At 72.7% G+C, this 13,244-nt stretch carries 13 protein-coding genes; 3 read left to right on the plus strand and 10 right to left on the minus strand.

Annotated elements, in window-relative coordinates:
- Positions 1-181: 181 nt before the first annotated feature.
- From OG802_RS16385 to OG802_RS16395, 3 genes are all read right to left on the minus strand, one after another.
- Positions 182-520: a DUF2516 family protein gene (locus OG802_RS16385; RefSeq protein ID WP_285894327.1), complete on the minus strand. Its 339-nt coding sequence runs from the start codon at positions 518-520 to the stop codon at positions 182-184.
- Positions 521-701: 181 nt separating this feature from the next.
- Entirely contained in the window at positions 702-1,385 is a 684-nt protein-coding gene (locus OG802_RS16390) for a hypothetical protein (protein ID WP_329417119.1), read from the minus strand.
- Positions 1,386-1,549: 164 nt separating this feature from the next.
- Positions 1,550-1,999 (minus strand): helix-turn-helix domain-containing protein, encoded by a 450-nt coding sequence (locus OG802_RS16395; protein WP_329411296.1) that lies wholly within the window; start codon positions 1,997-1,999, stop codon positions 1,550-1,552.
- A 129-nt stretch (positions 2,000-2,128) separates the two neighbouring features.
- On the opposite strand from OG802_RS16395, the gene OG802_RS16400 reads away from it, so the two are divergent.
- Together OG802_RS16400 and OG802_RS16405 are read left to right on the plus strand one after the other, a co-directional pair.
- Entirely contained in the window at positions 2,129-2,611 is a 483-nt protein-coding gene (locus OG802_RS16400) for a TnsA-like heteromeric transposase endonuclease subunit (RefSeq protein ID WP_329411298.1), read from the plus strand.
- 14 nt (positions 2,612-2,625) lie between these two features.
- Positions 2,626-3,381, plus strand: a complete 756-nt coding sequence (locus OG802_RS16405) for a class I SAM-dependent methyltransferase (protein WP_329417121.1) — start codon at positions 2,626-2,628, stop codon at positions 3,379-3,381.
- 266 nt (positions 3,382-3,647) lie between these two features.
- Here OG802_RS16405 and OG802_RS16410 read toward each other — a convergent pair whose 3' ends face one another.
- Together OG802_RS16410 and OG802_RS16415 are read right to left on the minus strand one after the other, a co-directional pair.
- Positions 3,648-4,019: a VOC family protein gene (locus tag OG802_RS16410; RefSeq protein WP_329411299.1), complete on the minus strand. Its 372-nt coding sequence runs from the start codon at positions 4,017-4,019 to the stop codon at positions 3,648-3,650.
- Between the two features lie 233 nt (positions 4,020-4,252).
- Entirely contained in the window at positions 4,253-5,383 is a 1,131-nt protein-coding gene (locus tag OG802_RS16415) for an FAD-dependent oxidoreductase (protein ID WP_329411301.1), read from the minus strand.
- A gap of 53 nt (positions 5,384-5,436) precedes the next feature.
- Between OG802_RS16415 and OG802_RS16420 the strand changes: the two genes are divergently transcribed.
- Positions 5,437-6,201 carry a TetR/AcrR family transcriptional regulator gene (locus OG802_RS16420; RefSeq protein WP_329411303.1) on the plus strand — a complete coding sequence of 255 codons (765 nt, stop codon included), beginning with the start codon at positions 5,437-5,439 and terminating at the stop codon, positions 6,199-6,201.
- A 16-nt stretch (positions 6,202-6,217) separates the two neighbouring features.
- Here the strand turns inward: OG802_RS16420 and OG802_RS16425 are convergent, their stop codons facing one another.
- The 5 genes from OG802_RS16425 to OG802_RS16445 all read right to left on the minus strand — a co-directional run bounded on the left by OG802_RS16425 (position 6,218) and on the right by OG802_RS16445 (position 12,999).
- On the minus strand, positions 6,218-6,859 hold the full coding sequence (locus OG802_RS16425) for an SMI1/KNR4 family protein (protein ID WP_329411304.1): 642 nt from the start codon (positions 6,857-6,859) through the stop codon (positions 6,218-6,220).
- Positions 6,856-7,503 (minus strand): hypothetical protein, encoded by a 648-nt coding sequence (locus OG802_RS16430; protein ID WP_329411306.1) that lies wholly within the window; start codon positions 7,501-7,503, stop codon positions 6,856-6,858. Before OG802_RS16430 ends, OG802_RS16425 begins: the two co-directional genes overlap by 4 nt.
- A 77-nt stretch (positions 7,504-7,580) precedes the next feature.
- A complete protein-coding gene (locus OG802_RS16435) occupies positions 7,581-9,746 on the minus strand; it encodes a HelD family protein (protein ID WP_329411308.1) in 2,166 nt (721 codons plus the stop codon).
- A 222-nt stretch (positions 9,747-9,968) separates the two neighbouring features.
- Positions 9,969-10,598 carry a TetR family transcriptional regulator gene (locus tag OG802_RS16440; protein WP_329411309.1) on the minus strand — a complete coding sequence of 210 codons (630 nt, stop codon included), beginning with the start codon at positions 10,596-10,598 and terminating at the stop codon, positions 9,969-9,971.
- Positions 10,599-10,875: 277 nt separating this feature from the next.
- Positions 10,876-12,999 carry a phosphotransferase family protein gene (locus tag OG802_RS16445; protein WP_329417124.1) on the minus strand — a complete coding sequence of 708 codons (2,124 nt, stop codon included), beginning with the start codon at positions 12,997-12,999 and terminating at the stop codon, positions 10,876-10,878.
- Positions 13,000-13,244 lie beyond the last annotated feature (245 nt).

Below are 13,244 nucleotides of genomic sequence, written 5' to 3' on the forward strand. Positions count from 1 at the left end.
CAGGCAGTCCCGTCCACGGCGCTCTCGGCACATCCGGCCATGGCGCTCTCGGCAGATCCGCCCCGGCGCGCCCGGTCTCCCGGCGGAGGGGCCGGTCTCCCGGCGGAAAGGTCCGTCCCCCGGCGGAAAGGTCCGATCTCCGGCGGAGGGGCCGGTCTCCCGGCGGAGGGCTCCGGCCGGGTCAGCGTCCGCCGTTGTACGGGCCGTAGGGGCCGTCGCTGCTGCTTCCGCCGCGTCTGCGGCCCCAGCCGCCGCCGCCCGAGACCTGCCTGAGGGCGGGGCGGACGTCCACGAAGAAGACGATCGTGGCGACGAGGCCCGCGAGCTGTAGGAAGAGCATCGGCACCAGCAGGTTCACCGCGACCGCGATGCCCAGGATGATCAGCCAGAAGCCCTTGTTCTGCTTGTCGGCGGCGCGGTAGGCGTCGTCGCGGAAGACGGCCGCCATCACCAGGGCCACCACGGCGAGGATCAGCATGGCGAGGTACAGCAGCCACATCAGCCCCGCGAAGCCTGCCATCAGCACAACGCCCACCACCTGATTCGACGTGTCGACTCGACTCGACTCGATCTGCTCGTCCTACGCGGTCACGGTACCCGCAACCGCCCTGCCGCTACCCGTACAACGGGCCGGGCACCGTGTGAGTGCCCGGCCCGTGACCGTATGTCGCTGTTCGCCGTGTCCGTCGCGGCCGCCGGTCTCACTTGGCGGGCGGCGTGGTCTTCTTCGCGGCGGGCTTGCGCACCGGAGCCTTCTTGGCGGCCGGCTTCTTCGCCTCGGCGGCGGGCACGGTGACGGCGGCGACCGGAGCGGGCTTCGGCGCGGCGGTCTCCTTGACCTGGGCGGGCTCGGTCTTCGGCTGGGTCTTCGGCGCGGCGTCGGGCTCGACCGCGATCGCCAGCTCCTCGATCTCCTCGGCCGCCTCGCCGCGCCAGGTCCGCACGGTCTGCTCGCCGTGCTCGGCGACCTTCTCGTAGGTCTCACGGGCCTTGACGGCGTACTCGGCGGCGACGCCGACACCGCGCAGCGCGAGGTCCTGGGCGGACTCGCCGAGCTTCTTCAGGTCGGCGTCGAGGGTGCTGCCGAGCTTCTTGATGTCCCCGTCGAGGCTGCTGATGAAGTCGGTGACCTTGGACTGGAGGGACTCCTGCGCCTCCTTGGCGCGGGCGGTCGCCTCCTTGGCGCGGGCGTTGGCCTTCTCCTGCACCGACTTCGGGTCGGTGTTGCGGACGGCCTCGAAACGGGCCGGGGCCTCGGAGCGCAGCTGCTCGACCAGGCCGGGCACCTTCTTCGCCTGCTGGAGGGCCAGGTCGGCGGTGCCCGCGGCGAAGTAGAGCGGAGTCGGGTCGCTGAGGGTCTTGCGCAGGTCGTCGGTGATGGCCATGGTGAGGGTCCTCCCGGAATGACGTTCGTCGTACAGGTCGTGTGCGTCGTGTGCGTCGTGCGGGCCGAGTACGGCGAACGCCTCGATCGCGTCGAGTGCGTCCACGTCGCCCTCGGCCGAGGGTGGTGCGGTTCCGCAGCGGTGCGGCCGGTCCCCTGGTCCGGTCAACCGGCCGTCTGCTGCGGGCCGGCGTCGCTCTCCCGTGCCCGGGCGTCCGCGCTGTCCGCGCCGCCGTGGCCGCGGTCGTCGCTCCCGAACCCGTTCTCCTTGCGGAAGGACTCGTAGATCTGGAGCAGCGCCAGCTTCTGCGCCTCGGTGAGTGCGGGGTCGGCGAGGATGACCGCCCGGGTCGACTCCTCCCGCCGGCGCTCCTCCCCGTCCCGCTCCGCGTCGAGGATGCCGGCGCGCACGTACAGCGTCTCGGCGGAGATCCGCAGCGCCTTGGCGACCTGCTGGAGCACCTCCGCGCTCGGCTTGCGCAGCCCGCGCTCGATCTGGCTCAGATACGGATTGGACACCCCGGCGGCGTCGGCGAGCTGCCGCAGCGACAGTTGCGCGGTGCGCCGCTGTTCGCGCAGGTACTCGCCGAGGTTGCCGACGTTGAGCGATGCCATGCCTCCACCTTGCAACACCTCCGCTAACTATTGCAAGCACCCGCTTGCAAAAGTGCGCCACACCACTCGGGAGGAGCACGGCGAACGGGACCGGGGGACGCCGTTGTCCTGTCTCTGCGATGTGTGACCGTGCGGTTTGAGGCGGTACGGCCTGAGCGCCGGTTCCCGGCTTTCCGGGGCCAGAGCAACTGGTGCGGTCGGTACTGGTCGGCGACCTGCGGCGGGCAGGTGGGAGATGGGTCGTGGCTGGAGCGCGACCGCTTGATGCTGCTCGACTTCGATCCGCTGGTGACCGGAATGGCCTCGCAGCCGTTCCGGCTGTCGCGGGCGGCGGCGGGCGGGAAGCGGGTGCGGCACACGCCGGACTTCTTCGTCCGTCGCGATGACGGGACGGGTTTGGTGGTGGACGTGCGTCCGGACGAGCGGATCGGGCCGGAGGACGCGACGAAGTTCGCCGTGCCGGCAGTGCTGACCTGCATACCCGGCGACGACATCCACTCAGACGGACACCTGACAACCCACAGACACCGTCAGAGCCATCCTGGTGAAAACCATTGGTGCCCGGCTTGCTCCGCTGATGGACTGACGTCCTGCCGTGAGGCTCCCGCGTGACGGAGGTCGTGGTTGTGACAGGCTATGACGTGCTTGCCGAGGTGTACGAATGGCTCATCTCGGATGCGAAGTTGCCTCCAGCCGAGTTCGCTGCGTCGTTCGACGACGTCCTCGATCTCCTGCCGTCGAACGCTCACGTTCTCGACTGTTCCTGCGGAACGGGACAGTTGGCGGTTGGCCTCGCCGGTCGTGGCATGCGGGTTGTCGCAACTGACGCCAGCGAGGCGATGGTTCGTCGGACGGCAGAGCTGTCCGAGGAGTTCGGGGCATCCGTCCGGACCGTACGGGCGAACTGGGAAGAGTTGCCCGACCATTTCCCGGACAACACGTTCGACATGGTGTTCTGCGTCGGCAACTCGCTTCACCATGCCGCGGGCGCGACAGGCAGGGGTGCTGCTCTGGAGTCGATGTCACGGCTTCTGCGTCCTGGCGGGCGCTTGGTACTCACATCCCGCACTTGGGAACTCGTGAGGGCCAGAGGTTCCCGGCTGGAGATCAGTGACCGACTCGTCCGCCGGAACGGTCGTGATGCGGTCGTGGTCTACCGCTGGGAGATCGCGCCGCATTGGGAGGAGGAGCACCACATCGAGATCGCGATCGCGCAAGTGGATGCGACCGGGTTGGTTGTTGTCCGCTCGGAACTGCTGTCCTGCTGGCCCTACCGGTACGAGGAACTCGAAGTCGAGCTGCACCGGGTCGGACTCCAAACGGAACTGAGCACGTTCGATCTTGAGGCCGAGAACTACATGGTGGTCGCGAGCAAGGTATGAGGAGTGCTCGTCGATCAGACGGCGGTGGATCCGGGGTGACGGTGACGGTGACGGTGTGGCGCTGTGTCCTGGTCGCGTCCAGATCAATGGGCAGGGTCTCGTCGATCAGCAGCGTGAACGGATCCGGCTTCGACGGCCGCGCCGAAGCGGTTGTCGTGCGTGGCCGCGGCCGAGCCGAGGTCAGGGCCTGTCGACCGTGCTCCAGGTGACGCCGTACGCCGCCCCGGCGGACGACCTCGGCCGACGCGTCCCGGGCAAGGCACCGGTCAGCGCGTGACGATGCAGAAGGGATGCCCGGCAGGGTCGGTGAGGACCCGCGCCTTGTCCCCATGCGGCTGGTGATCCGGCTTTCCCGCACCCAGTTCCAGCAGCCGGGCTTCGGCCTCGTCCAGGCCCTCCGCGACCTTGAAGCAGATGTGGAGCTGCTGAGGGACGGTCTGGCCAGGCCAACTCGGAGCCCGGTGGTCCTCGACCCGCTGGAAGCCTATGAAGAGCCCGTCCTCACGGTTGAGACCGGCGAACTCGGCGTCCGACTTCGGGTGTGGTTCAAAGCCGGTGGCCTGCTGATAGAACGCCGCAAGAGCCAGCGGATCAGGGCAATCCAGCGTTATCGCGACCAGTTCCATCTGCAGGGGCATGAGACCTCCGAGCCGATCAGCGGACTTCTTCCATGCACGCCATAGAGGCGGCTGCCTACCGTTGAGCGGGACGAGGAGGGCGCGTTCGTTCCACTCAACCGTAAGCACAGCAGGTCAGGGCCTCCCCATGCCAACAGTTTGATCGGCGTCGGGGCTGTCGGCGCCTGTCCTCCCGCTCACTCCGCTGCCCCGCCCCGCCCCACCCCTCCGTCCTGACCCGACCCGACCCGTTGTCAGGACGGTTGGACCTCTTCGAACTGGGCCAGGGCTTCGGCGGGGTCGGGGCTCACCAGGCGTTCCAGGCCGGCCGTCGTGATCCGGGCCCACTGGGCGGCTCGTGCGCACATCCGCTCCTCGAAGGCGCGGACGGCGCTGTCGAGGTCCGCGGGGCCCGTGGCGGCGGCGAGCGCCTCGGCGAGTTCGGCGCCGTCCAGCATCGCGAGGTTCGCGCCCACGCCCAGCGGGGGCATCAGATGGGCGGCGTCCCCCAGGAGCGTCACTCCGGGGACGTGGGTCCAGGAGTGGCCCACGGGCAGGACGTGGAGGGGACGGTGGGCGAAGGCGGTGCCGTGGCGCAGGAGGTCGAGGACGGGAGGGGCCCAGCCGTCGAACAGGGCCAGCAGGCTCGACCGCACGGCGTCGGCGTCGGCCAGGTCCAGGTGCGCGTGCCAGTCGAGCGGCGCGCGGAACCGCGCGTACACCTTGACGTGGCCGCCGCTGTTGCGCTGGGCGACCAGGCTCCGGTTCGCGCCGTACGCGGCCACGGAGCCGTCGCCGATCAGCCGGGCGAGGCCGGGGTGGCGGGTGTCGACGTCGTCGAGGGAGGTCTCGACGACGGTGATGCCGGTGTAGTGGGGCGTCACCGCGGAGACCGCCGGGCGGGTCCGGGACCAGGCGCCGTCCGCGCCGACGACGAGGTCGAACGTCTCCTGGCGTCCGTCCGCGAAGTGGACCCGCGCGCCGCTCCCGGCCCCCGGCTCCGGCGCCACGTGCGTCACGCCCCGCCCCCACCGGACGTCGAGAGGGCCGAGCAGCAGGTCGCGCAGTTGTCCGCGGTCGATCTCGGGGTTGGCCCGCTCGTCCGGGCCGGGCCGCCAGTCGCGCAGCACGTGCCCGGCGGCGTCCAGGATGCGCATGGCCTGTCCCTCGGGGCGGGACAGTTCCTCGAACCGCGCCAGCAGTCCCGCCTTCTCCAGCGCGAGCCGGCCCATCCCTTCGTGCAGGTCGAGCGAGCCGCCCGGGGGGCGGGCGTCGGGGGCGGGGTCGCGTTCGAGGACGGTGGCCGGGTGGTCGAGGCGGTGCAGGACACGGGCGAGGGTGAGGCCGCCCGGTCCGCCGCCGACCACGGCGATGCGATGTCTCATGCCGATACACTGTATTGACGTAAGACGGTGTATCACAAGAGTACGGTGTGGCCATGACTGTCTGGGACCGGCCGGAGCCGCCGACCCGCCCCGTGCCGCTCGACCGGGAGCGGATCGTCGCGGCCGCCGTCGCGCTGGCCGACGCGGGCGGGCTGGAGGCGGTGTCGCTGCGCAAGGTCGCCGCCCGGCTGAACGCGGGGCCGATGAGGCTGTACGGATACATCTCCACCAAGGAGGAGCTGTTCGACCTCATGGTGGACGAGGTGCAGGCCGAGATCCTCCCCGACGAGCAGCCCGGCGACTGGCGTGAGGCCCTGAGCGGCCTCGCCCACCGCACCCGGCAGGCCGCCCTCCGCCACGAATGGCTGGCCGACCTGCTCGGCGGCCGCCCGAGCCTCGGCCCTAACGGCCTCGCCGTCACCGAGGCCACGCTGGCCGCCCTCGACGGTCTCGCCGACGTCGACACCGTCATGCGCGCCGTGGAGACCGTCGGCGCCTACTTCACCGGCGCGATCAGGCGCGAGATCGCGAACCTGCGGGCCGAGCGCGCCACGGGCCTGTCCAAGCGCGACTGGCAGCGCGCCCGCGGCCCCCATGTGACGAGGATGCTCGCCACGGGCCGTTTCCCGGCGCTGGCCAAGGCCGTGCACGAGGGCACGGACGTGGACGCGGAGACGTCCTTCGCGACCGGCCTGGACTGGGTCCTCGACGCCGTTGGCGCCAGACTCGCCCGGGCGGCCGGCCCTGGAGCTGCCCAGCCGGCCGCCCCCGGACCCGCCGGGCCCGCCGCCCCCGGGCCCGCCCGGCCGCCGGCGTGACGCCCGGCTGAGCGGTCTACGAGCGGACGTTCCACTCGACGCAGGTCCTGCCGGAGGCGTGCTCGAAGGTGACCGGCCAGTAGTACAGGAACGGGCCGCCCGTCTCCAGAGCGTCCGTCACGGCGCCGACGAACTCCGTCAGGCTCACGCCCCAGAGGGTGCCCTCCAGATCGCCGGAGCCGATGCCCATCTCGTACACGTGCCCGTACGTGGGCCCCGGCCGGTGGTCGACGAACGCGACCCCTCCGTCGTTGGGGAGCGCGAACGGCACGCAGAGCCCCAGATGACCGGCGAGGTCCTCCTCGTCCCACAGATCGGCCTCGTCGTTGTCCTCGCCGACGTCCACGAGGATCTCGTGCATCGACGCGATCTCCGCCGTCGAGGCGAGCCGGTGGCCCAGCGGCAGGATGTTCCCGGCCGGGAAGACGCCCTGCTCGGACCCCCTGTTCCATTCGGGCTCGACCACACCGCTGCGCCGCTCCAGCAGCCGTCTCAGCTCGGGATGCAGGGCGAAGCCCAGCCGCCGCTCCAGCTCGGCGAGTTCGGCGGACGTCGCCGGCGGACGGAGTGCGGCGTGATCCGCCGGCGACCGGGCGGCCAGCCACGACTCGAACCGGTCCCATGCCTGATCGAACAGGGCGAGGTCTATCGATGTCATGGCGAGAACATAGACGCCGGGTCCGACAGGGGCGGCCGCCCGGCCGGGCCCGCGATCCACTCCGCCACCGCCGCGAGGTCGGCGGCGCGCAGGGCGTGGGCGGGGTGGACCCGGTACAGGAGCGCCGGAGCGGGGTGACGGGCGGCCACCCACGCGCGGTCGGCGTCGGTGATCTCGTCGTCGAGCCAGACGAAGGGCCTGCCCGCCGCCAGGGACACCAGAGGCCGCGTCTTCCAGTGGACGCCGTCGGCCGCCTGTCGTCCGCGTTCGTCGCCGGCCGACGATCCGGCCGACGGTTCGGCCGGTGGTTCGACCCGTGGTTCGACCGGTGGTTCGGCCGGTGGTTCGGCCGGTGGTTCGACCGACGATCCGGCCGGTGGTTCAGTCGGTGGCGTGGCCTCGTCCGGCCAGGCGACCACCGGCAGTACCGGGAGCCCGAGCCGGGGCGCCAGGAGCGTGTTCGCGTCGTCCCCCCAGGTCGTGGCCCAGGTCAGCTCGCAGCCCAGCGCGAGCAGCCGGGGGCCGAGGGACGGGTCGAGGCGGGACAGGAGGGGGTGTGCGGGCGAGGGCGGTCCGTACTCGGGGTGCGGGGCCGTGCCCCCGAACGGGATCAGCGTCCCGTCGACGTCGAGGAAGAGAAGCATCACCGCCCAGCATGCCCCGCGCCCCGCCACCCGTCCGGCGTAACCCCGAAGAGCCACGCGGAGCGAACCACAAGGGCTCACTGCTCCCAGGGCAGGGGCCGTTCGTGGACGATCTCCAGGCGGGTCACCGCGCGGGTGAGCACCACGTAGAGGCGGTTCAGGCCGCGCTGCTCGGCCTCCGCGACCGCCGCAGGTTCCACGGCGACGACATGGTCGTACTCCAGGCCCTTGGCGAGGGTCGCCGGGACGACCGTCACGCGGGCGGCGGGGTCGTCCGGGCCGCAGGACGGCAGGCCGGCCGCCGTGAGCGCCTCGCGGACCGCGCCCGCCTGCGGGTCCGCCGCGATGACGCCGACCGAGCCCTCGTGGGCGAGCGCGTCGCGCACGGCGGCGACGACCGCGCCGGACAGGTCGCCGTGCGCCCGCCGGACGCGCAGCTCCCCGTCCCGGCGCAGCGAGCCGGCCCGCGGCACGTCGACGTCGAGGCGGTCCAGGACCCGTCCCGCGAGGGCGAGCACGGCGGCCGGAACGCGAAAGCCCATGGTCAGCGGGACGATCGTGGCGTCCGGCTTGCCCAGGTGGGTCAGCTGCACCCGCCATGAGGACGCCGCCCACGAGGTGGTGCCCTGCGCCAGGTCGCCGAGGACGGTGAGCGAGCCGAAGCGCACCCGGCGGGCGACGGCGCGGCACTCCATCGGCGAGAGGTCCTGGGCCTCGTCGACGACGACATGCCCGTATCCGCGGGGGTGCGCCAGGAGGCCGGCCACCTCGTCGAGCAGGACGAGGTCGGCCGCCGACCAACGCGCCGACTTCGGCGAGCGCGGCGGGCGCGGCCAGAGCAGGGCGCGCTGCTCGTCCGGGTCCAGGAGGCCTTCCGCGGCCCGGGCCAGCGCCTCGGCGTCCGTGAGGAGTCCGGCGACGACCTCCTCGGGGCGCAGCTTCGGCCACACCGCTTCCACGCACGCGCTCACGGGCCGCGCCCGCTCGACCCGGCGGGTCCAGGCGGCCGGGCGCGGCCCGCTCCGGCGTTCGGCCAGCTCCTGGATCCGGCGGACGATCCGGCTGCGCACCCGTTCGCGCCCGGTCTCGTACGGGGGCGCCTCGGCGAGCACGTCCGTGACGATCGCCGCCAGCGCGCGGCTCCCGACGCGCCAGCGGTAGGAGCCCTCCGGGACGAAGAGGTCCTCGGCCCGCCCGGCCGTCACCCGCCCGTACACCGCGCGGCGCAGCACCTCGGCCATGCGCGCGTCGTGCTTGACGGCGGCGGTGCGGTCGGGGTCGGTTCCGGTCGCCCGGTGGCGGCCGATCTCGTCGTGGAGGGTGGACTGCCGTACGCCGGTCTCGCCGAGGGCGGGCAGCACCTCCGCGATGTAGGAGAGGAAGGCGCGGTTGGGGCCGAGGATCAGCAGTCCGCCGCGCTGGACGCGCCGCGGGTGGGTGTAGAGCAGGTAGGCGGCCCGGTGCAGGCCGACCGCGGTCTTGCCGGTGCCGGGAGCGCCCTGTACGCACACCGACTCGGCGAGGCCGCCGCGTACGAGGTCGTCCTGCTCGGGCTGGATGGTCGCGGCGATGTCCCGCATGGGGCCGACGCGCGGCCGTTCGATCTCGCGGGCGACGATGCCGCCGTCCCCCGCCGGGAGCCCGCCCCCGGGCCCGACGGCCCCGGCCCCGCGCTCTCCCTCGCCTCCGTCCGGGTGTGTGGACGCGCCGGCGTCGAGGTGCTCGTCCTCCAGGCCGGTCAGGTCGGCGGAGTCGCCCCGGCTGCCGGGGGCCCAGCCGAACCGGCGGCGGACGGCGACGCCCTGCGGGTCGCGGGCGCTCGCCTGGTAGAAGGCGCGGGAGACGGGCGCGCGCCAGTCGACGACGAGGGGCGGGGCGGCCGGGTGCTCGCTGATGCGCAGCCGGCCGATGTGCTGGGCCAGTCCCTCGTGCTCGCCGCCGGTGCCGTGCGCGAAGTCGAGCCGGCCGAAGAACAGGGGGCCCTCGGGCAGTTCGTGCAGGGCCTTGGCGTTGCTGCGCAGTTGGTAGCCGAGGACTTCGGCGTCCGCCCCGGAGGCCGACACGTCCTCGCCGGTGACGACCTGGAGGTCGGCGCCCTCCACCATGGCGGTGAACGCGGCCCGGCAGGCGTCGTGGTGGGCGCGTTCGAGCAGCAGGGCCGCGTCGAGGCCGTGCGGGGCAGGGGCCGCCTGACGCGGGTCGGGGCCGGTGGCGTGCTGAGGGGCTGGCTCGGGTGCCGTCATACCGACCAGGGTACTGAATAGCGTTACCGAGTTACATTTTTTACCGAGGATGGGCGGTCCCCCCGCGCAGGACCCGGCCGGGGCGCCGCAGAGCACGGCCGGATTCCGTCACCGCAGGCTCCGCCGAGTTCCGCCGGGCTCCGCCGGGACTCCGCAGGCTCCGCCGGACTCCGCCGGGCTCCGCCGGGCCGATCACGTCGGAGGGCGCGGGACCTGCCGGACTCAGACCAGCCCCGGCAGTCCCGCGCCCAGCACGTCGAAGGCCCGCTCCGCCGCGGCCACCGCGTCCGCCCGCACGTCCGCAGGGCGCTCCCCGGCCGCCACCCGCCGCCAGTTCTCCTCGGCGAGGATCCGCCGTACGGCGACGATCTGGCCGGACGCCAGCCGGGCTTCGAGGGCGGTGGGCAGGTCGGCGGCGAGGGCCTCGGCGAGGGCGGCCTCCGAGCGTTCCAGGTAGCCGTACAGCCGGGCGACCAGCGAAGGGGTGCCGTAGAGGAGGTCGTAGAAGGCCCGCACCTGGGGGTGGTCGTTGAGGCCCGTGACGGGGTCCTCCGCCGCCAGTCCGGCCAGGAAGTGCCGGCGCAGGGCGGCCAGCGGCGCGACGCCCTCGGCCCGCCCGGCGACGACGACGCGGGCCGACTCCTGCTCGTGGTCGGCGATCTGGTGCAGCACCAGGTCCTCCTTCGCCGGGAAGTAGCGGAAGAGGGTCGGCTTGGAGATGTCCGCCGCCGCGGCGATCTCGGCGACGGACACCGCGTCGAAGCCGCGCTCCAGGAACAGCCGGACGGCGACCGCCGACACGTCCTGGTACATCCGCTGCCTCTTGCGCTCACGCAGCCCGCTCTCACTCATGGGCCGAGCCTACGGCGGCGCCCACCCGCGAAGTCGGCGCGACCGGCGCACCTGCCTGCGCAGGAGCGGCGCGACGGGGGTCATGGGCGCGGGCTGGAGCCGTGCGCGCGGGCTGGGGCCAGCACAGGCGACGCTGTTGACGGCCGGCGGCGACGGCCTTGACGGGCGGGCCCACCGGAGTCCGAGCGCCCCGGGCCACGCCCGGCCCGGACCGGACCACGCCCGGCCCGGACGGAGCACACGCCAGGCCAGTCCGGCCCGGGCCGGCCGTCCGGATCTACGCCAGCGCTCGGGCGAGGTACGGGTTCGCCGTCGCGGGGACGGTGAGGCCGAGGGAGGCGGTGGCCGCCGCGAGGGTGTCGGCGTAGGAGTTGACGGCCCGGCGGACGTTGGGGGCGTCCAGGCTGGACCTGGTCGCCAGGCGGTCGAGGTCGATGTACGCGGAGCGGACGATCTCGAGCCGCCGGTAGACGACCCAGTCCTTCCCCCAGTCCCGGGTGTACCGGGGGTCGAGCCCGCGCTGCCACCGCAGGAACATCCGTTCCCTGATCTCCGGCCTCGTCGGCGTCAGATGCATGTGCCGGACCAGGTCGTACAGCGGGTCGCCGACCAGGGCCATCTCCCAGTCGATGATCGTCAGGGCCAGGGCGTCGTCGCGGCGCACCAGGTTCCACGGGTTGAGGTCGCCGTGCAGGAGAGCCGGCGCCCGGCGGCTCACCCGGTGCCCCGAGAGGATCTCGCGCAGGCGCCGTTCGTCGGGAAGGCCCAGGGTGCGCGCCAGTTGGAGCGACCTCTTGGGCAGGTCCCGGACCAGCCCGACCAGCTGTTCCTTCAGCCACTCGGAGAAGTCGACGTGTCCGGCCTGGGGATCGATCGACGCGTGGTCCACCCGGGTCAGTTCGCACAGCTGGTCGACGAGCGCGTCCGCCTCGTGCGGCAGCAGGCCGTTCACCGGATGGACGGGCGGCCGGTCGATGTCGGCGCCCTCGTAGGTGTGGACGCTGAGCTGGTCGTCCGGGTAGCTCACGCCGAGCGCGAGGACCTCGGGGGCCGCCACCCGGACGCGTGACTCCTGGATCGCCTGGAGGACGGCGTGCTCGCTCAGGTACCTCGGCTCCCGGCGGGACACGTCGGGCAGTCGGCGCCGCACGACCACGGCGGTGCGCGTGCCTTGCACCCAGACCACGGAGTTCAGGTGGGCGGTGCCCTTGAAGACCCGGTGCGCGGGAGCGGCGCCCTCCGCGAGGAGGGCCTCCCGCACGGCGGAGGACGGGAAGCGGGGGTTCTCGGGCAGCCGCGGATCCGGCTCCCAGCGGAAGGCCTTCGTGATCCAGCCGCGGCCCTTCACCACGCGGTCGCCGCGCGACGCCAGCCACCGGAACAGGGCGCGCCCGATCTCGTCGTCCGCGGGGACGTTCCTCAGCCGCAGGGGCTCCGCCGCCTGGCGCAGCGCCCGGCCCACCTCCGCCGTCGCCTCGTCGAGGCACTTCTGGGTGAACGACTCCTGAAGGGACCGCGCGGCCCGCATCACGTCGGCGTAGAGGGACTGCGCCCGCTCGAAGCCGAGGTAGTGCGGGAGGTCTTTGACGAGGCCCTTCGTCGCGCCGGGCCGGCAGTCGCGCATGGCCTGCGCCCACGCGTCGATCACCTCGTCCCACTGGCTGTCCGGGTAGCGCATGCGCACCAGGTGGGTGGCGAGGTCGTGGAGGGGGTCGCCGTAGGTCGCCAGTTCCCAGTCGACGCAGACGAGCGGCGGGTCGCCGTCGTAGGAGACGATCAGGTTGTCCCGGTGCAAATCCGCGTGGAGCAGGCTGAAGGGCCGCCGGGTCATCGCCGGCACCCGCTCGGCCAGTTCGAGCAGGGCGTCGCCGGAGACGCCGAGGGCCTTGAACAGGCCGCCGTATTCGGGCCAGTTGGGTTTGCGGATCTGTTCGTCGGCGCAGTGGGCCAGGGCCTTCAGGAAGCCCTGGCTGTCGCTGTGGTTGGCGGGCCAGGAAGCCGGCAGGGGCGGCAGCGCCGCCCGGCGCACCCGCGTCATCTGCGCCAGCAGTCCCGCGAGCGCCTTCACGACCAGCGTGTCGACAGGCTTACCGTTTCCGCAGATGGTGGAGAGCGGCACGCCTTCCACATAGCTGTGGACGGAGTAGTCCGGCGTCCTGACCAGGCACGCGGGCGCGTGCGGCAGCACGCCCTGGAGGGCGTCGAGGATCGCCGCCTCGTTCTGCCAGGTCCTGATCACCACGGGCAGCGCGTCCCGGCGGCGCACCCGCACCGTGACGGGCGTGCCGGGCTCGCGGCGCAGCCGCCGCGCCACCTCGCCCGTCAGCGGCAGGACGAAGTTGCGGTTGTGGTGGCCGCTGTACGCCTGCGTGGACTCCGCGGCCCGTACGAAGGCCCGCAGGACGTCCGACGTGTCCTGGGCGGCTCGTTCCCCGAGGTGACGTGGGGGAACAAGGTGGTCGACCACTGGCCGCTCCGGATACTCGCACTGGGCATGTTGGGGCAAACGGTAAAGGGACCGCGCGACCGGAGCGATGCAAGTGAGCCAATGGGTGGTGTGCCACTCATCCGCGTCAGGCCGTCCGAGACCGGCTGGTTCGCCGTCTCATACGTAGGGACGGGAGCGATTGCTCGCGCGATTCGACG

Source organism: Streptomyces sp. NBC_00704, from assembly GCF_036226605.1.
GTDB lineage: Bacteria > Actinomycetota > Actinomycetes > Streptomycetales > Streptomycetaceae > Streptomyces.

What these genes read in the sequence shown, in the direction of transcription:
- OG802_RS16385 (WP_285894327.1), bottom strand. Translation starts at nt 520, where the DNA reads ATGGCAGGCTTCGCGGGGCTGATGTGGCTGCTGTACCTCGCCATGCTG.
- OG802_RS16390 (WP_329417119.1), bottom strand. Translation starts at nt 1,385, where the DNA reads ATGGCCATCACCGACGACCTGCGCAAGACCCTCAGCGACCCGACTCCG.
- OG802_RS16395 (WP_329411296.1), bottom strand. Translation starts at nt 1,999, where the DNA reads ATGGCATCGCTCAACGTCGGCAACCTCGGCGAGTACCTGCGCGAACAG.
- OG802_RS16410 (WP_329411299.1), bottom strand. Translation starts at nt 4,019, where the DNA reads ATGCCCCTGCAGATGGAACTGGTCGCGATAACGCTGGATTGCCCTGAT.
- OG802_RS16415 (WP_329411301.1), bottom strand. Translation starts at nt 5,383, where the DNA reads ATGAGACATCGCATCGCCGTGGTCGGCGGCGGACCGGGCGGCCTCACC.
- OG802_RS16420 (WP_329411303.1), top strand. Translation starts at nt 5,437, where the DNA reads ATGACTGTCTGGGACCGGCCGGAGCCGCCGACCCGCCCCGTGCCGCTC.
- OG802_RS16425 (WP_329411304.1), bottom strand. Translation starts at nt 6,859, where the DNA reads ATGACATCGATAGACCTCGCCCTGTTCGATCAGGCATGGGACCGGTTC.
- OG802_RS16430 (WP_329411306.1), bottom strand. Translation starts at nt 7,503, where the DNA reads ATGCTTCTCTTCCTCGACGTCGACGGGACGCTGATCCCGTTCGGGGGC.
- OG802_RS16435 (WP_329411308.1), bottom strand. Translation starts at nt 9,746, where the DNA reads ATGACGGCACCCGAGCCAGCCCCTCAGCACGCCACCGGCCCCGACCCG.
- OG802_RS16440 (WP_329411309.1), bottom strand. Translation starts at nt 10,598, where the DNA reads ATGAGTGAGAGCGGGCTGCGTGAGCGCAAGAGGCAGCGGATGTACCAG.